Source organism: Paenibacillus sp. MT86 (assembly GCF_058792535.1).
Window position 1 is genome coordinate 6543723 of record NZ_CM179499.1, and the last position, 19094, is coordinate 6562816.

Consider the following 19094-nt stretch of genomic DNA (forward strand, 5'->3'; position numbering starts at 1 on the left):
AACAGACCGGTTCGGTTCCTGCAGACGAGTTTCACGGGTTACGATTTATTGTTCATGAACGCCGCCGTAAATATCCACGACGCAGCCTTGTTCGTCATTTTCGGTCAACCGCTTGAAATCTTCGCCCGAGATGCGAACGCCTCCCGTGCGGTAGCGGTTCTGGACCGTATTCGCGGATACATCCTGCCCGTTAATCGTGACACGGGTCCGCTCGGCGCCATCCATATGATAAACGAATGTTACCGGCACGCCGGCATAGTTGAATTGGAACTCCAAACCATCCAGCGCCTTCGGCAGAACCGGGTCGATCACCAGGTCGCCTCCCGCTTCGCGGATGCCGAGCGCATTGGAGATCAGCTGGTTCATGTAGATCCCCGGACCGCTGGAATAAATCCGCCATCCCCCTTTGACAGGTATGTCTCCGCTGCGCAGCGCATCAAACGATTCCTGGGCTTCGTAGCGCGTATTGAACTTTCCGTCCGAGCTGCTGAAATAAGCATTGCTCTGGCGCAGCTCCGCATTCGGCACGACCTCGGTGATGCCGATCGGGTTGATGCGCTCAAGCCCGCTCCAAACCTCGCTGCTCTTGCCGAGCTTGGCCATGGCTTCGACAAAGCGGATATGCGCATGCACATATTGAAGGCCAACCTCCCGGCCGAAATTCGCCGCTTGCTCCGCCCGCTTAAAGTGCGTGCTGACGCCGCCGGCATATACCGCCGGGCGGTTCATCAGCCTTACGCCGTCCGGACAGAACAGCTGCTCCCGGATAATCTCGTAATGGCTGGCCGCCTGCTCCGGGGTCAGCAGCTCGCTGATCATGCTGCGCGTCATCGGCAGCAGGCGGTACTGGATCCCCGTTTCCTCATCGGACGGATGCAGCAGGAATCTGCTCTGCTCCTTGCTCTCCATATAGACAAAGCCCGGAATGACTTCGGAATTCAGGATATAGGTATTGAAATCCCGCTGAATTCCTTCCGCGAGTTCCCCCATCGCACCCGACATTGCTTGATCCACGCTTTCCATGACGCGGGAGAACTGGTTCAAGGTCTGATACGTCAAGGCGACCGTCCAGCTGCTGACCATGAAATGCTTCAGCTGGGCGTTAGCCGGCTGCAGCGTATCGTCCCAGTCCCCGTCCCCATAAGAAGACAGATGGGTACCATGTAGGAAATGCTCCTGAATATAGGCTATTTGCTTCTTCACGTGTTCAAGCACGGTATACGTCCGCTCCGTAAAATCGAAGCTGTGCTTTCTCGTGTATGGAACGGCCGACTCCAGGATGCTGTAATCGTTGGTAACGGCCAAATAATCGCCCAGCACCTTCAGCGGCCATACGATGATGTCGCCGTGGCTCTCTTCCTGCTGGATATGGGCATACTTATCAAACATGAACCACTGCGGCCAGTTTCCGTCATCCTCATATTGGTGGGAATACACCTCAAGCAGGATATCGCGGACCTGCTCGTATTTATGCGTGGCCATGAAATATTCCACGGGTCCCTGGCATACATCGCGCGTTCCCCACGCCGCACCGCCGTACTGTTCCAACCCGTGCGGCACCGAATAATGGACGAGCATGTTGTGCGTATACCACCAGGCAAGCGCATTGACTTTGAATAAACCGTCATCCTGCCCGTTGTTCAAGCTCAGATGGAACCCGTTCATAACGGATGCGTAAAACGAACGATAGTTTGCAATCTCCTCATCCGCATTCCGCGCCTCGATTGGAGCATCCGCTGCATCAAGGCTGCCTTGCACCGTCATGGCCCACTCGGCACTCTCGGCAAGCTCGAGCACCGTTAAGGAAGCGCTCCCTGGCGCAATGTTGCTTGCCAGACAGGTCTCGTCCGTCACCTGGATATCGGCTCCCGTCACCCCAAGGCGATAATGCAGATCCTTGTACACGGACGCGCTCAGCGAAGCCGCGTCGGCACGGAACGTGAGGACGCCGTCTTCCTGGACCACATGATACGGCACTTCATATTCGTTAACATCCATCGTCATCTGCATGGTCACCAAATAACGGTAGGCTCTTCCGCTTTCGGAACGGACCTGAAGCGTAACCTCCGGTGCCGCGGCGGACGTGAAGTTCGTGATGATCAGCTTGTCGTTTTCGGTTTTGTAATACCAGCGTACATAGTTAAACCCGATCTCGAACACGGACGGCATCGTCAAGAGGCGGTACTGTCCGTCCATCTCGACATAGATCCGCTGTCCAGAAGTCTTGGGCACGTTCAGCGCGTTCCGCGCATGACTCATCATTTTGTTAAAGTTCGTGTTTCCCGTCACCAGCTGGGAATTAAACACGCCATACATGTAGGAGGTGGTCGTGATGACCGGGCTGCCCAGCTTGACGTTGTTGCCGCTCATCAAGATATGGCCGTGCGGACGCTCCACGCGAAGCTCCTTCTCCTTCAAGACGATATGCTCATAGGTGTCCGTGAAGAACGAAAGCAGCGTTTCCCCGTCTCGCTCCTCTTGGCGGCGCACAGGATACAGTGCGTTCAGTTCGTCTGCCGTCAGCGGCACGGACTGCAGAGGTTCGCCGAAGCGGTCGGAACGTTCCATCTGCGGCAGCTTATTGCCCGCATCGGTCAAACGGCGTGCTTCCGCCTGCTGCCAGGCGGCCTGGAGCTCCTCCTGGTATTCGAGCGCAGTGACGGCATCCGGATGATCCTCCTTAAACAAACCGTAGAATACGAACCGGGCCGTCCCGTTCAACGTTACGCGAGGGGACTGCAGAGCCGTATAGGCAAACTCGTATTGATATACCTCATTCGGGAGGTTCTCTTTGAATAAAGCCTCTGCCCGATTCGTCTCTTTATAGGAAAGACCGAAGAACTGAAAGCCGTCCGTGGCATACCCGACCGCCGATGTCAGCGATCCCTGCTGAAGATAAGGGAAGACGCCACCCTGCGGCTGATTTTGGCGGGAGCACACGACATAACCCCGATCTTCCTGACGGAACACGGCATGGTCGATGTATTGGGCCAAGTACGCTTCATTGTTTCGAACGGCGCCTGGAAGGGCAATCCCGATATCCTGTCCGTAAACGACGTCGGCTTGTATTCCTTCCCCTTGGAGCTCGATGTCCCAAAACCACGCACCGGCATCCGTCGGGGTAAACCGTATCGTATAGGCCACTCCCTTGACGCTGCCTTCCCACATCATCCGGTTATCCGCATGCGTGACCACGCTTCGGGAATGCACCCCGAGCATGGGAACGGCCTCGATGCCGTCTTCGGTATGGATTCTCAGAAACAAATTGTTGAGGGCGCCGTCAATCGAATTGGAGAGCAGTTGATTGATCATCGTCGTGCCGTAAGCAGCTTGATAAAGATCCCCGCTCGGCAAAAAGGTAAACGTCAATTCTCCCGCCTGGAGTACAACTTTCGCATCGTTCATTACATGATTGGCTGTCACAAGTTTCACTTCCTATTCTGCATAAATGATGTTGGTCCGCGTTATTTCCGAAGCCGAAAACGTCTGATCTCCGTATCCCGGCTATTCCTTCCGACCATGAGGTCGAACTCGCCGGCATCGCTCGTGAAGGACAGGTCCGAATGGTGATAACGCAGCTGTTCTTCGGTCAGGATAAAGGCGATTTCCTGCCGTTCTCCCGGCTGCAGCAGCACCTTGCGGAAATCCTTAAGTTCCCGGACCGGTCTGACGACCTCGCCGGAACAGTCGCGGACGTACAGCTGGACGACTTCTTCCCCGGCCATATCGCCGGCATTCGTGACAGATACTTTGATCTCAAGCGGCTGTTCCGAAGACATCTCTTCCGCTGAAAGCTCCATGTTTCCGTATTCGAATTCGGTATAGCTTAGGCCGAATCCAAAGGGCAGCAGCGGCTCATTCGGAATGTCCAAATACTGCGATACATAGCGCACCTGCGCATCCGGCGCACCCTTCGGCCGCCCGGTATTATAATGGTTGTAATAGACCGGCACCTGTCCGACGGAATAAGGGAACGACATGCTGAGACGGCCGGAAGGATTGATCTCGCCGGTCAGCAGCGAAGCGATGGCCGCCCCGCCTTCGCTTCCCGGGAACCAGGCTTCCAGCACGGCATCGGCCTCATCCAGCACGCCGTGCAAATCCAGCGGGCGGCCGTTGAACAAGACGGCTGCCATCGGCTTCCCCAGCGTTTTCAAATGGCGGATCAATTCGAGCTGCGGCTGCGGCAGCGTGATAAACCCGCGGCTGCCGGCTTCGCCGCTCATCTCGGAATCCTCGCCCAGCGCCAGCACGATCACATCGGCTTGCTTCGCGGTCTCCATCGCCTCTTCCAGCTGCTGATCGGTCATAGCGCTCACGCTGCAGCCCTCGGCCACCGTCAGCGCGCCGGAAGGCAGCTTGGACCGCAGTCCCTGCTCCAGCGTGACGGCATCTTCTTTAGCGCCTGTCCAGGACCATGGGCCGAGTATGTCGTCGCTGGCAGCGAACGGGCCGATCAAGGCTACGCGCTGACCGCCTCTCAGCGGCAGCAGGGAGCCGTTCTTCAGGAGCACGCAGGATTTCGCGGCGGCTTCACGGGCCGCCTGACGGTGCTCCTCGCAAAACACGATCTCCCGTTCGGCTTGCGGGTCGGCTCCCCGCACAGGACGCTCGAACAGTCCAAGCCGCTTTTTCAATGACAGAATACGCAGCACCGCTTCATCGATCAGGCTCTCATCCACCCGTCCATCGCGTACCATTTGCGGCAAATGATGCACGTAGCTGGAGGTCATCATCTCGATGTCCACGCCAGCCTCGATGGCTCTTAACGCTGCTTCTGCCTCATCCTCGGCAACTCCGTGAGGGATCAGCTCTTTGACCGCTCCCCAGTCGGAAATCAACACACCGTCAAATCCCCATTCGCGACGCAGCAAATCGCGCATCAACCGCTTATTGCCTGTGGCCGGTATGCCATCTACGGTATTAAAGGCGGTCATGACCATCAAGGCCCCCTCATCCAGCGCGGCCTTGTACGCAGGCAAGTAATACCCCCGAAGCTGGCGCTCGGACATGTCCACCGTGTTGTAATCACGGCCGCCTTCACCGGCTCCATAGGCGGCAAAGTGCTTCACGCACGCGGCCAGCCGGTTTACATCGCCGCTCAAGTCGTCGCCTTGAAAACCTCTGACAAACGCTCTTGCAAATTCACTGTTCAGATAGGGATCTTCCCCGGTCGACTCCATCACGCGTCCCCAGCGCGGATCGCGCACCAGGTCCACCATCGGCGCAAATGTCACGTGGAGGCCGGATACCGCGGCTTCGCGCGCGGCGATTTCTGCGCTCCGCTCCGCAAGGACAGGGTCCCACGAGCTTCCCAAGGCCAGCGGCACCGGGAAGATCGTTTTGAAGCCGTGTACGATATCGGCCATCATGAGCAGCGGAATTTTTAATCGACTTTTGCGCATATGCGCTTCTTGGACGGCTATCACTTCCTCCGCCCCCGCCAAGCCCAGCACCGAGCCTGCATTGCTTACGATCTCATCGGTGATGCCCAGCGACTCCATCGGTCCTGTAATTTGCCCCGATTCTTGAGCTCCTTTGAAAAAAGGGACGGCCAGTTGTATAAGCTGCGCAATTTTTTCCTCCAGCGTCATCTGCTCGACCAGAGAAGTCAGTTGTTGATCTGCCATTTCCCATCCTCCTATGTCTTAACCTTCACGATCTAGTCAATTCGAAACGTTTTGATTTTTGCTCAAACCATGAAATATATTCATAAAACCTTATACTTAGCAGGATTTTCTACCTATACATCCATTGTTTAAAAAGCGAGAAAATCAGCCCGGTCTGTGACATAATCGAAACGTTTCAATAAAAACGGACGAAAAAATCAGGGCAGTGGCAGCCAATCCAGCACACGCTGAATTTTACGGTCCCAATATCCCCATTCATGTCCGCCCGGTTCTTCCTCGTATGTCATCGGAATCCCCAGACTGTCCGCATATCGTCTAAACGTTTGGTTATCATGATATAAAAAGTCTTCCGTTCCGCAGCACTGATACAGCATCGGTTTGTTACCCCCGTATGCCGCGAATTCCGAAGCTAAATACAGCAAGTCGTCCCGGCTTCCCCGCAGTCGGTCGACGCTTCCGAACAGGGTACGGATTTCGTGCTCCTGGAAGCCCGGTCCCGCAGCCCGGCTGGCGAGATCCAGACCTCCCGACAGGCTTGCGCCGGCCGCATAACGCTCCGGATAACTCATGGCCAGCTTAAATGCGCCATACCCGCCCATGGAAATTCCGGCGACAAAGGTATCTTCCCTGCGTCCGGACACCGGAAAGAACGACTGAACCAGCTGCGGAAGCTCCTCGCTCAGGAAGGTAAAGTAAGACGGACCGTTGGCCATGTCCATATAATAGCTTCGTCCGACTCCCGGCATTACGAGTGCGATGCCCTTATCCTCGGCGTACCGCTCGATGGACGATCTGCGCATCCATTCGGTCTGGTCCGCGCCTCGGCCGTGAAGCAAATAAAGCACCGGCAGCTTCGAAGAAGAACCGTATGGCATCAGCGCGGCTTGCGGTATAAAAACCTCGATGCCGGTAGACAGCTGTAGTGTTTCGGAATAAAAATCACACGTGATCCATGCCAAGTTCCTCATCTCCGATCCGGTACATTAACTTTCTACTTTGCTCTTTCCTGCAGACGCACGCTCCATCATTTCCGTTGTCAGCATGTACGACTGCTTTACGGATTCGCCTCCCAATATCTGAAACAGCAGATGGGCTGCAAGCGATCCCGCTTCGCTCTTGGGCTGCCTGATGGTCGTCAGCGGCGGATTCACGTATTCGGCTAATTGGATATCGTCGAATCCGATGACGGACACATCATCCGGCACCGAAATTCCGCTTTCCTCGAATGCCTTCAGCCCTCCGATGGCCATCTCGTCGTTGCCGTAAAATACGGCCGTTGGGAGCGACCCCTGCATAATCATCATCTTGGTGGCGTTGTAACCGCCCTCGCGCACGAAGTTGCCGCTGAGGCGCCACTTCGACTGTTCTTCCAGCCCCGCCTCCGCGAGCGCCCTTAAATACCCTTGATAACGCAAATGATTATCGTACGAATCCGAGGATCCGCTAATATAGGCTACGTGCCGATGTCCGTTCTCCAGCAGGTAACGAGTAGCCGTGTATCCTCCCTGCTCCCCGTCGACCAGCACATTGACCAGGAATTCGCTGCATAATGGACGATCCATCACGACGATCGGAAATTGAGGTCCGGAGGTCTCGATCAGAACTTCATCGCGAATATTGGGCGCGAGAATGATGGCGCCGTCGGCCCTCTTCTCCCGCAAAAATTTAACCGCCGTCGAATCCCTGCCGCCCATCGAGCTGCAGGCTATCAGATCATACCCGTTGGTCAAAGCAACTTCCTGTACGCTTCGGATCAACTCGGAATAATAAGGCCCGGATAAATCCGTCAGAATTAGAGCGATTGTCTTGGTGCGGCTCCGCTTCAAATCCATGGCAAATCCGTTCTTCCGATAATTCAGCTGTCTTGCTGCCTCGAGCACCTTTGATCTTGTCTTGGAACTCACTCTGCTGTCGCCGCTTAACGCGTATGAAGCCGTCGACAAGGCGACTCCAGCGAGCTTTGCCACATCCTTTATCGTTGCCATTTCCTTTCGCCCCTTCTAATCTTAAAAACTCTATCTATCTTATTTCATGCCAGAGATCGTATATCCTTCAATAATATGTTTTTGGAAGAAAGAAAATACGATGATGATCGGAACAACCATAAATGCAGCACCTGCCATTTGCAGACCGAAATCGGATCCATGCTGTCCTTTCAGAAGCTGCAAACCTACCGAAAGCGTATAAAGTTTCTGGTCGTTAGCCATGATGAGTGGCCACAGGAAGCTGTTCCAAGCGCCGATGAAGGCCAAAATCCCCTGCACCGCAAATACCGGCTTCGTGATCGGAACGATCAAACGGAAGAAAATCCGCAGTTCTCCCGCGCCATCCAGCCTTGATGCCTCGATCAGATCCGTCGGGATCGTCGACATGAACTGACGGAACAGGAAAATACCGAAAGCGCCGACCAAGCCGGGGAGCACGATACCCGCCATCGTATTGGTCAAGCCCATGGCGTTAATCAGCAGATACACCGGAATCATCGTCACCTGTCCCGGAATCATCATGGTGGCAAGCACGAGATAGAACAATTTTTTGTTGCCCGGAAACTCAAACTTGGCGAATGCATATCCTGCAAGCGCGTTGAGGAACAGACCCACAAATGACCAGAATACAATAATAAGCGTATTTTTGAGGTAGACCATAAAGTCCAGCTTCGTAAATAAATCCACATAATTTTTCATGGTAAATTCTTTGGGCAATAACGTCGGCGGAACCGCCGTAAATTCATTCTCCGGCTTGAACGAGGACGTGATCATCCAGATAAACGGAATCATCATCAGCAGTCCCCCTGCAATGAGCAGCACCGTCATGACCGTCTTTTCTATTCTTTTCGCTGCCATACCCTAAAGCCTCCTTCAGTTACGATACGGAACATCGCTTGCATCTTAATACTCGACATCTTTTTTCTTGACTGCGAATTGCGCGATCGTCACAACAATGATAATGAAGAAGAGCACAAACGATCCTGCGGCCGCATAACCGAAATTACTGAGCTGGAAGCCATTGTTGTATATGAAGAGGGCCATCGACATTGTGGAATTCAGCGGTCCGCCCTTGGTCATCACCAGCGGCTCTTCGAAGAACTGAATCCAGCCGATCAGCGTCGTAATGGTGACAAAGAAGGTCGCAAAGCTGAGCAGCGGAACGGTGATATACAACAGCTTCTTCCACTTGCTCGCGCCATCGATCTCCGCCGCTTCATAATAGGAACGCGGAATGCCCTGGAGGGCGGCAAGGAATATAATCATGTTAAGACCGATCGATTTCCATACAGCCAGAAGGATCAGCGATAACTTGGCAAGCGTGGGATCATTCAGCCACTGCTGCGCGGGAATACCAAACCAGGATAACATATGGTTAAAGAGGCCATAATGGCTGTTATAGAGGTAACCCCAAACAACCGCGACCGCCACAATATTCGTAATGGAAGGCATGTAATAAACAACGCGGAATGTCTTGAACAGCCATCCCGTGCCATAGTTAAGCAGCAATGCAGCGCCCATGGCAAGCATAACGACAAGCGGAACTCCGATAATAACATAGAACATGGTGTTAAACATGGATTTCAGGAAAACCGGATCTTTAAATACATTCATGAAGTTATCGAAGCCGACGGCTTCAATATTGGAGTAATTGGCGAGACCCGCCAGGTCGATGTTCGTGAAGCTGATGACAAGCGCAATGATGATCGGAATGATTGAGAACGTCAGAAGCAGCACCAGCGCGGGCGCAATAAACATATAAGGGTACTTATAGCGGTTAAAGCGCTTGATAAAGTTCTGCAATGTCATTCACCTCCTGCAAATATGGGTTTCGATGATACGCTATGGAAGCAGTCAGGCTTGTTTCATCATCGTCTGAAGAAACAAGCCGGGCTGCGTTACACGCTTTTGTTATTTGGATAGAATTTCGGTAGCCTTCGCGTTCAACTGATCCATTTCGGTCTTGATGTCCGCACCGCCCACCGTGATTCTTTCAAAGGCACCGATGGCTTCTTGGGAAACCGCATCCCACTCTTTGATGAACGGAACAGGTCTGGCGTTCTCAAGCTGTTTTCCGAATGTAGCGAAGATCGGATCTTCAAAGCGTTTGTCTTCCCATGCGCTCTTAATCGCAGGCAAGTTTTTGGATACATCGTAGTTGGTCAGCTGCGATTCTTGTTCGCTCATGAAGGAGATGAATTTAACGGCTTCATCTGCATTTTTGGTGCTGCTGAATACGGACATGTTAGCTCCGCCAAGGAACGATGCGTTGTTTTCTTTTGCAGGAAGGGTTGTGGTTGCCCATTTACCCTCAATCTCAGGCGCTTTATCCTTCACGCCTTGAATCATCCAAGGACCGCTGATGAACATCGGGAACTGTCCGTCCTTAAATGCGGCAAACAGATCCAAATCGCTCGCAAGCGGCGTCATGCCTGTGTCGTAGAAGCTCTTCAGGTATTCCATGGCTCCCATGAATTCCGGCTCGTTGAAATGAGGCTTGCGGTTCTCGTCGATCATAGCGCTTCCATTCTGCCAAGCAAACATGGACAGGTAGTTCATATCTTTGGCATCGATGGTGATCGCGTAATTGCCATTGCCTCTGGCTGCCAGTTTCTGGCCGGCATCCTTCATCTCATCCCAAGTCTTAGGACCTTCAGGATAGCCTACTTCAGCAAGAATATCGGTACGGTAGAACAATACGCGTGTTTCCACGTACCACGGAATGCCGACAACCTTGTCGTCGTAACTCATCGTTTGAACGGCACCGTCGAAATAATTCTCCGGCTTCAAATTCGGATATTGCTCAAGGTACGGCGTCAAGTCAAGCAAAGCGCCGGCTTGCGCGAATTCAGGGATCCAGGTTGTACCCATCTGCACGACGTCCGGGCCGCTCTTCGAAGCAACCGCCGTCAACAGCTTGTCATGCGCGCTTCCCCAAGGAATGGATTGAACGCTTACCTTTACGCCGGGATTCTTCTCTTCGTATTGCTTAATCAAGGTTTCGTCCGTTTCGTCACCCATCAACCAGACTTTCAGTTCCTTCTTGCCACCGCCTTCGCTGCCTCCGTCTGCTTTCTCAGACCCGCCCGAGCATCCGGCTAATACGACCGAGAACACCAGCAATGCTGCCAACGTCCACAATATTGATTTTTTTCTCATTCTACATTCACCCCGTTTTTAATGTTTACCAGCATGCGAAACGTAATGCAAAACTTAATTTGAAAGCACTTACTTCGAAACGTTTCGATTTTATTCGAAAAAAATAAAGACGCCGGATAAAGGTTATTTCTATAATCCTAATGTCTCTTCATTCCCCCTATGGAGCACCTTTCCATGGTTATCCTAAGGATAATCATGCTCTTGTGTAAACAAAATAAGAAGATTGCTTGCTTGATAAATTCAAAAAACGCATTTCGTTTTGAAACGTTTCGACACGTTCATTATAGCTCCCCCTGAGAGCGATTTCAATATCCTTTTTATTTTTTTTGCAAGGCGTTTCTTTGACAAGGGCTGTAAGCTATGAATCGCAGGCAAAAAAGCAGCAGGCTCCGAAGCATGCCTGCTGCTTAATATGGTTCTGTCATGATCCGTCACTTTATTAGTGCGCTAAGCGTTAAGTTGGCGTTCCCTCTTGTCATGACGGTCGTGGCCCAGCCCCCTGTCCCTGCTAAGCCGGGCATGCACCGCAAACGACAGGAATGACAATACGGCAACTCCCGCGGCCAACCACGCCACCGGGGTCAGTCCGCCGCCGTCATACATCGTTCCCATGATATAAGGCCCGATCACCCGGCCAGCGGCTCCCATGCCGCCGGTCACGCCGATATAGAACGGAGCGGCTTGTCCCGCACGTTCCGAAATAAAAGCCGGGATCGCTGGCGAAATGAGCATTTCGCCCAATGTGGCCAGCACCATCGCAAGGATCATGCCCGGATAGCTGTGCATCGCCACGATGACAACATAAGCCGCCAGATAGAACAAGGCGCTCGCGGTCATCTGACTGCTCTCTGTGCGGGCCGCCCATCGCTTGATGGCATTGGTCAGCGGCTGCGCGGCGAAAATCAAGATCCCGTTCAGCGTCCACAAATAACCGTAAGCCGTCTTGGACATCCCCTCCGAGATGATAAACGGAGACACGCCCGTGTTCCAGATGGAATTGCCGAACCATAGGAACAGCGAGCCTAGTCCCATAAAGAGATAGATGCGGGTGTTCCCAAGGAGTGCCCAAGCGCCGGGCCCCGCCGGAAGCGGACTCTTGGGCTGCGGATGATGCGACCCGTCGGACGCGCTCGTTCCGCCCAGCTTCGTCAGGTAAGACAGGAAGAAAATCGCAAAGCCGAAGGACGTGACGCCGTTTAAGACAAAGCTTAAATGATACGATATCTCCGCCAGGAACCCGCTCATGGCCGTTCCCAAGGCTACGCCGATATTATTGGCAACATAGATGACGTTAAACAATTCGCCCCGCCGATCGGCGAACCGGAAGCCGATAAAGGCCTGGATGGCCGGCATCGATACGGCGTTGCAGAATCCGATGAAGCCCATCATCGCGATGAACAAGCCCCATAATCCGTTAATGAACGGAAGGGTGAACAATCCGAGGGCGTTCAGCAGGAGCGAGCCCACGATCAGCTTCTTCACCCCGACCCGGTGATATAACGCGCCGCCAAGGAGCTGACCCGCGATGCCCCCCATGGACTGAATCAAGATGACAAAGCCCGCATCCTGCATGCTGCGTCCCAGCTCGTCGAATACGTACATCGTTGTCAGCGGCCACATCAAGGAGCCGCCCGCGGAGGCAACGAGACTTGCAACAAGAAAACCTTTAACTTCCTTAGGGTACTGCTCCAACCATTTCATGTTTATTATCTCCCAGCAGCCTCGCAGCAGTATATTTACGTTTATAACCTAAAATAGCCCCACAAAGTGGAGCCAATGCTCCGATGCTTATTCCAAATACTTTGCGGAGACCCCAAAAAACTTTATAAATTCTAGTATGTTAAAAAAAAAGCCCACGCGGGCTTTTATAAATTCTTCTTAACGGAAAGAGGCAAAGGCCTTCTATTTTGATACTCCTATAACCTGTATGAATGCACAATGCTTGTCATTTCTTATCGCCCAAATCCTAGTATCGCTTGAGAGATCCATTTTTAGCAAGCACACTCATTGACGCTTTACCTTAACAGCGAACAGGCGCTAAAAAGCGGATCCCCGCTTCACGAGGAACCGCTCTGGTCCGGGGCTCCCGTCTATCCCCCTCTCTTATCCGGGTTAGCATTTCTCGCTCTTGCAGGTATGCGTATTTGAACCGAGGTCCCGATTCCGACTTTGCTGAAGATGGACACGCCGTACTCGCTCCCGTAATGCAGCTTCACCCGCTGGTCAATGTTGCGGATGCCGCAGCCGGTATGGCTGTTATCCCGGGGATCGAATATCTCCTGTATTCGCTCCTGCTTCATGCCTAGACCATCATCTATGATCCGGTACAGAATATCGTCGCCTTCCTTGTGAACCGAAATCCGAATATGAATGCGATCTCCACTCCAAGCATGCTTCAGCACATTCTCAATAAAGGGCTGGAGGATCAGCTTAATGGTCTCGTAAGGCCATATATTCGTATCGATATCAAAAGTGACTTCCATGCGCTGGCCATATTTTACCTTCTGGATGTCCAGATACGCATTGGCCTGCTCAATCTCGGATGCTATGGGTATCAATATTCTTCCTGAATTTAATGTAAGCCGATAAAATTGTGCCAGTTGCACAACCATATCCTGAAGCTTCTCCGTTTCCCCGAATTTTGCAAGCTGATTTATGGATGATAGCGTATTGTATAAGAAATGAGGGTTGATCTGCGATTGCAGCATTTCAAGCTCTGCTTCCTTTTTTTGAAGTTGGGTCAAATACACTTCTTTTATTAACGCTTCGATATCCTCGCCCATCGCATTCAAGGCATTCGCAATTTGAGAGAACTCCCCTTTTCCCCGGTACGTGATCCGTTTATGCAAATCGCCTTCCCTAAATGCATTGAGTACCCCTACAATCTTCATGATCCGCTTAGAGAAGGATTGGGAAATAACATACCCCATATATGTAAACAACACGACGCAGATGATACAAATCACAATCAAAACGGTTCGTACCCTCTTCGCTTCCTGTTCAATAATGTTAAGCGGAACCTCAGCAACAATCTTCCAGTTCTTCTGTGGCAAATCTTCTTCGATGATCAAATAATTGTTCTTATCATATGCTGCTACAGCCGCATCATGATTTGCCTTGACGGAGGTTTGGCTGCTGTCTTCAACAAATTGGCCGGAAGTAAACACCACATTCCCGAAGGGATCCAGCACCGATAACATACTTCCGTCGCCGAGCTTCGTGTAATCCACGCTATCGAACAGTTGTGACAAACGAACACTGAACCGCATGATTCCCACCTCTTTGATCTCGAGCGGATTATTCATATCCACCATGCGTCGAATCATCGAGATCCGTCCATCCCGCTCATCCTCTTCTACCTGCTTCCACATCATCGTTGCATTGTATTTCTCTTCCGGCAGTATGAAGTACCAAAACTCACCTAAAATTCGGTTCATGTGGTATATGTCATAGGTTTGTTCGTTGAAATCTTTATTTCTTTCGCTGTCCCAATTTTTATACTTCTCGTACACCGTTTGATTATGAAAATAGACGGATAGCCTTAAGTTAAGGCCTACCGCCTTCGCTGCGCTCTCTAACTTCGGGAGAATGACATTGTTCATGCGGGTATGATTCTCCGTACCCGATAAATTCCTGCGAACGCTCTGAACTAATGTAGGATCATCGTACAATGTCGCCGAAGTCTGGACGATATCATCTACTTTATAGGCTACATTATCTCGGATCTGCTTGAGCGTTCCCTGGATGTTTACCCGGGTCTGTTTGCGCATGGTCTCATCATACATCGAGTGAGAAATATAAAAGTTCACGGAAACCAATAACAGGATAAATAACGTGAAGGTCAGCATGAGCTTGTAGCCGATCGGTATATACCCCAGCTTCTTGTCGTTTGGTCTGGACGATGGGATCCAGCGATGGTTCATCCCAATTCTCTCTTTCGATATTCCATGGGTGTCATCGCGAATTTTTCTTTGAATTGTCGGCTGAAGTATGGGAGATAGCGGTAACCTACCTGATCGGCGACTTCATAGACTTTGAGGCCCGGCTGTTTCAGCAATTCGCATGCTTTTTCCATACGCAGTTGTACAAGCAGTTCATTAAACGTATTTCCCGACCTCTCTTTAATCAAAAATCCGATATGGCTCGGCGAAAAAGAAAAATGTTGTGCAATATCCTTTATCGTTAGATTCTCACTCATTCGTTCTTTCATCATTTGGATAACGCTGCGGATGAATTTGCCGTCTTTTGAGTTGGATTTCTCGAATAATCGTTCGGAAATCTCGAAAATATGCTGTATAAACCAAGAACGAATATCACTGACGGTTTCGAATTGCATCAAAATATCCAGATGATGAATCTCCATGCCTAACAGGTCAAACAAATCTTCATTTCGACTGCTTAAATATTGTTCGAGCTTCCATATAATATAGTTCGACATATTGCGTACGGTAAATCGGGAGCGCAGATTCCTTATCGAACCGAATAACTTCTCTAGCTCATCACAGATTTGGACCAGCTCGTATTCCTCCATCGCCTTTAAGAGGACGTTCATACGTTCATCAAGCATCCTGGCATCCAGCATTCCTGGCTCAGCACAGACATCTTCGTACTTGATAATGCTTCCCTTGCCTAGAAACATTTTGCCTTCCACTGCTTCAACAGCTTGCCTATATGAAAGCTGAAGTTGATTCAAGGTGTGCACGGGTTCGCCAATCCCCGTTGTCATGGATGTCGTCAAATGCTGCTGAACGTTATCCATCAATGTACGCATCGTTTGAGTGGCGTTAGTGTCCTCAAGCAGTATCGCTACTCGTTTCGTGGACAGCTTACAGTATGGAAGCATGCCACTATCCGTAATCGTCTCTTGAATACCTTGCAGAAATCTCCTCGCCATTTCCCTCTGGGAAGAAAGACTCCCTGCTTGGCGCCATGAAACATTATCGAGCTCCATGACAGCGACACGAATCGGCCACTTCAACTGGTCGAATTCATATGAAAAGTTCATCATTGTCAACGACTCTTCTGATTCTTCCCGTTCAAGTAAACGTATAAGGAAATCGCTTTTGACAATGGGAATCATCTCTTGATAGGCCATCTCCACTTCGCGCTGCTTGATTTCTTCATCGAGATCCCGTTTCACCTTAATTAACGAAGCAACGAGCTCTCTATCATTCATCGGCTTGAGAACATAACTGTACGCTTTCAATAAGAGCGCTTGCTGCACATAACTGAACTCCTGATATCCGCTGACAAATATGATTCGCATGTTAGGTTTATGTTCAAGCGCAATACGCGCAAGCTCAAGGCCGGACATATAGGGCATATTCACGTCGCTGACCAATATATCGATATCCTCGTTCTTGATAATTTCACATGCCGACAACGCATTATTGACGCTTCCCACTACGGTCATACCCAGATCAGGCCAAGGAATGAACCTTTTTATTCCTTCAAGATCCAGCTCTTCATCATCCACTAGCAGCACCTTGTACACGAGAATCCCTCCAGGAATTGTAAAAAAATCCATATTCATATAGTATAATCGATCTAAAACAGGCATTTAGCAAAAGCAGAAAATAAACATGCATAATAAAAAGAGATCTCCCAAAGAACCTTAGGTTCTTTGGGAAATTCACCTGCGACATCTTTGTATAAATTAGTTGCCGTTCAGCTTAGCTACGTTCTCCTGCCATTTGGCCGTACGCCATTCTAATAGCTGATCGTAGCCCAGATCCATCAAATCTTTATGGCCTTGATCAAGAACTTTGTCAACTTCTTCATCGCTCTTCGCCATAACCGATTTGGCATAGATTTCGAGGAACAATTCGTCTACCGATGTTTTGATAATCCCTTCATCTGAATCTGGAGCCGGATTCAGGTTCGCAAATTCCGTGACGTTTAACTGCGTAGGCCATGTAATCGTCTGTTGGTAACGCGTTCTCCAATCCTGCTCTTCGAAAGGAAGCTTCTCCATGTACTTGTATTTGGCAGGGTCAATATAACTCGTATTCCCAACGAACATAACAGGTTCATTCTTGGATTGGATTTCCGCTACTTCAGCCGGGTCATAGTTTTCCGTGAAGTTCGGCTTGCCCTCCTCATCGAATCCATCCCAGTTCTTGCCCTCTGGTCCAAAGTATTGAATATTCATTCCTTCAGGACCTGTATACCAGTCAAGGAATGCGAAGATCGCTTCAGGGTCTTCGGCAGCTGTTGTAATATAAGCAGCATTCCATCCGAAACTGGTGTAAGTACCCGGATAGATTTTATTCTTATCCAAACCTGGCTTATGAATCGGCCAGATCATGAAATATCCGCTATCCGGATCATTCTTGGTCAATTCCGGCTGCGCCTCGCCCGCCATCGTAGTTGGACTAGCTCCTGCAAATACGGCCACTCGTCCTGTCATGACTTTCTCTAAAATCTGATCCTCGGTTTGGCTGAAGGCATCTTGAGAAATAAGCTTCTCTCTGTATAGCTTAGCAATGTATTTCTGTGCCTCGCGGAATACCGGATCCGTTAGCAGAGGCGTCAGCTTCCCGTCCTTTGGAACTGCAAGCAAACTAGCGTTAAGGTTAGTGTAGCTCGCACCTTCTCCGAATGCGGTGTACAGCACGCCGAGCCCCTGTCTTTCCTGCGCACGGTGCGGTTCGAACGGAACAATTTCGCTACCATACTTCTCTTTAACCTTTACCAAGTAGTTATATAAATCATCTGTTGTTTCAAGCGGCGGCTCGCCTAGCTCTTTGTAGATCTTCTTGTTAACTACGTAACCTGCGTTACCGTACGGATTGGATGAATACCAGTTCGGGAACATATACAGCTTGCCGTCATCGGAGCGAAGCATGTTCAGATCGCCCATCCATGTTTTCAGATTAGGATATTTATCGAGGTAATCATCATAAGCTACCAATTTCCCCTCTTTACGGAGTCTCTCCATGTCCGGATGGTTACGATCTGTCCAGATCATATCCGGAAGATCATCCGAAGCCATCATCGCGCTCAGCTTTTGGGTATGTGCTCCAGCAGCGGCAATCATATTGATTTTCACTTGCTTCTCTTCGCTCAAATATTTACCGATAGGCGTACTTTCCCATTTAGGGAAGTCCGAGTTCTCATAGTGAGCATACGCCGTAAATTCCAGCGGTTTCTCCCCGAGTACCCATTTGCCATCACCATTCCCCTCTGCTGGCGGATCGGTTTTCTTCTCGCCGTCATTGTTCGCTGCCGGTGGTGGTGGGGCTGGATCTGCCGATTTTCCGCATCCTGCTAGAGCTGTGACCAGTACCAAAAGCAAAGATACCATCAACAGCAACGACTTTCTTGTCTTTCTCATTCACTAAACCCCTCTCATTTACAAAAATATATATGTTCAAAGCTGTTCGCCTTAAACCGTTCCTGGGCCTACTCTTTCAGTGAGCCTACCAGCACGCCTTTGACAAAATATTTTTGGACAAAGGGATACACCAGAATGATCGGTAGCGTCACAACGATCATCATCGCCATCGTGAGCGACTTGGACGTAATCTGTCTCGCATTCTCCAGCAGCGCCGTCGAAGCACTATCGAGTACGGAGCTTGAACCGGTTACAATATTGGCATTCAAGGTTTGCCGAAGAATGGTCTGGATCGGGAGCAAATTATCGTTGATGATGTAAATGCTCGGCAGGAACCAGTCGTTCCAGTGCCCAACGGCAGTCAGCAAAGCCAGCGTAGCGATAACCGGTCCGGACAAGGGGAGGATAATCCGGAAGAAAGTGCCCCAATTGCTGCAGCCGTCGATATTGGCCGATTCTTCCAAGCCGGCGGGAAGGCCTTTAAAGAAGGTTCGGAATATGATCATGTTCCACACACTGATGAGGGATGGAATAATAAATACTAGAAAGCTATCCATCAGTCCCAAGGAACGGATGAGGAGATACGTTGGAATCAATCCTCCACCAAAGTAGAGGGTAAATATAAAGAACAATGTGTAATATTTGCGTCCGATCAGATACGAACGGGTCATCCCGAATGCCAGGAGCGCTGTCATGAATATGGAGGTTGCCGTTCCGACTATGGTACGGCTTACGGATATAAAGAATCCGTTAAGCAGTCGATCATCTTGGAGTATGATATTGTAATTTTCGGTCGTGAACTCTCTTGGCCAGAAGGTGATTCCGCCTTTCGCGGTGTCCACGCCTACGTTGAAGGAAACCGCAACTGCATTCCAGAACGGGTAGAGCGCCGAGAAGGCCAGCAAACTGAGAAAGACGTATATCACGATAAGCGTAACCTTGTCACTGAAGCTAATTCTTTTTAACATGCCGTACCTCCCGAGG

Annotated in this window: 12 protein-coding genes; all 12 read right to left on the reverse strand. The window is 50.7% G+C overall.

Annotated features, from left to right (window positions below; all coding sequences use genetic code 11):
* Positions 1 to 45 precede the first annotated feature (45 nt).
* Positions 46 to 3423: a GH36-type glycosyl hydrolase domain-containing protein gene (locus AC3RCL_RS29890; protein WP_492533586.1), complete on the reverse strand. Its 3378-nt coding sequence runs from the start codon at positions 3421 to 3423 to the stop codon at positions 46 to 48.
* A 41-nt stretch (positions 3424 to 3464) separates the two neighbouring features.
* Positions 3465 to 5630, reverse strand: a complete 2166-nt coding sequence (locus AC3RCL_RS29895; protein WP_492533588.1) for a glycoside hydrolase family 3 N-terminal domain-containing protein — start codon at positions 5628 to 5630, stop codon at positions 3465 to 3467.
* Positions 5631 to 5827: 197 nt separating this feature from the next.
* Positions 5828 to 6589, reverse strand: a complete 762-nt coding sequence (locus tag AC3RCL_RS29900; RefSeq protein ID WP_015737777.1) for an alpha/beta hydrolase — start codon at positions 6587 to 6589, stop codon at positions 5828 to 5830.
* 24 nt (positions 6590 to 6613) lie between these two features.
* Positions 6614 to 7615, reverse strand: a complete 1002-nt coding sequence (locus AC3RCL_RS29905) for a LacI family DNA-binding transcriptional regulator (protein ID WP_009594543.1) — start codon at positions 7613 to 7615, stop codon at positions 6614 to 6616.
* Positions 7616 to 7654: 39 nt separating this feature from the next.
* Positions 7655 to 8473 (reverse strand): carbohydrate ABC transporter permease, encoded by an 819-nt coding sequence (locus tag AC3RCL_RS29910; RefSeq protein WP_009594477.1) that lies wholly within the window; start codon positions 8471 to 8473, stop codon positions 7655 to 7657.
* Positions 8474 to 8518: 45 nt separating this feature from the next.
* Positions 8519 to 9424 carry a carbohydrate ABC transporter permease gene (locus AC3RCL_RS29915; protein ID WP_009594508.1) on the reverse strand — a complete coding sequence of 302 codons (906 nt, stop codon included), beginning with the start codon at positions 9422 to 9424 and terminating at the stop codon, positions 8519 to 8521.
* 102 nt (positions 9425 to 9526) lie between these two features.
* Positions 9527 to 10774 carry a sugar ABC transporter substrate-binding protein gene (locus tag AC3RCL_RS29920; RefSeq protein WP_009594526.1) on the reverse strand — a complete coding sequence of 416 codons (1248 nt, stop codon included), beginning with the start codon at positions 10772 to 10774 and terminating at the stop codon, positions 9527 to 9529.
* A gap of 447 nt (positions 10775 to 11221) precedes the next feature.
* A complete protein-coding gene (locus tag AC3RCL_RS29925; RefSeq protein WP_192570379.1) occupies positions 11222 to 12475 on the reverse strand; it encodes an MFS transporter in 1254 nt (417 codons plus the stop codon).
* A 389-nt stretch (positions 12476 to 12864) separates the two neighbouring features.
* Positions 12865 to 14697, reverse strand: a complete 1833-nt coding sequence (locus AC3RCL_RS29930; RefSeq protein WP_492533593.1) for a sensor histidine kinase — start codon at positions 14695 to 14697, stop codon at positions 12865 to 12867.
* Positions 14694 to 16268, reverse strand: a complete 1575-nt coding sequence (locus tag AC3RCL_RS29935; RefSeq protein WP_492533595.1) for a response regulator — start codon at positions 16266 to 16268, stop codon at positions 14694 to 14696. Before AC3RCL_RS29935 ends, AC3RCL_RS29930 begins: the two co-directional genes overlap by 4 nt.
* Positions 16269 to 16430: 162 nt before the next feature.
* On the reverse strand, positions 16431 to 18110 hold the full coding sequence (locus AC3RCL_RS29940; RefSeq protein WP_492533597.1) for an extracellular solute-binding protein: 1680 nt from the start codon (positions 18108 to 18110) through the stop codon (positions 16431 to 16433).
* A gap of 68 nt (positions 18111 to 18178) precedes the next feature.
* The gene (locus tag AC3RCL_RS29945; RefSeq protein WP_492533599.1) at positions 18179 to 19078 is read right to left on the reverse strand and encodes a carbohydrate ABC transporter permease; all 900 of its coding nucleotides are present in this window, start codon (positions 19076 to 19078) and stop codon (positions 18179 to 18181) included.
* Between the last annotated feature and the right edge of the window lie 16 nt (positions 19079 to 19094).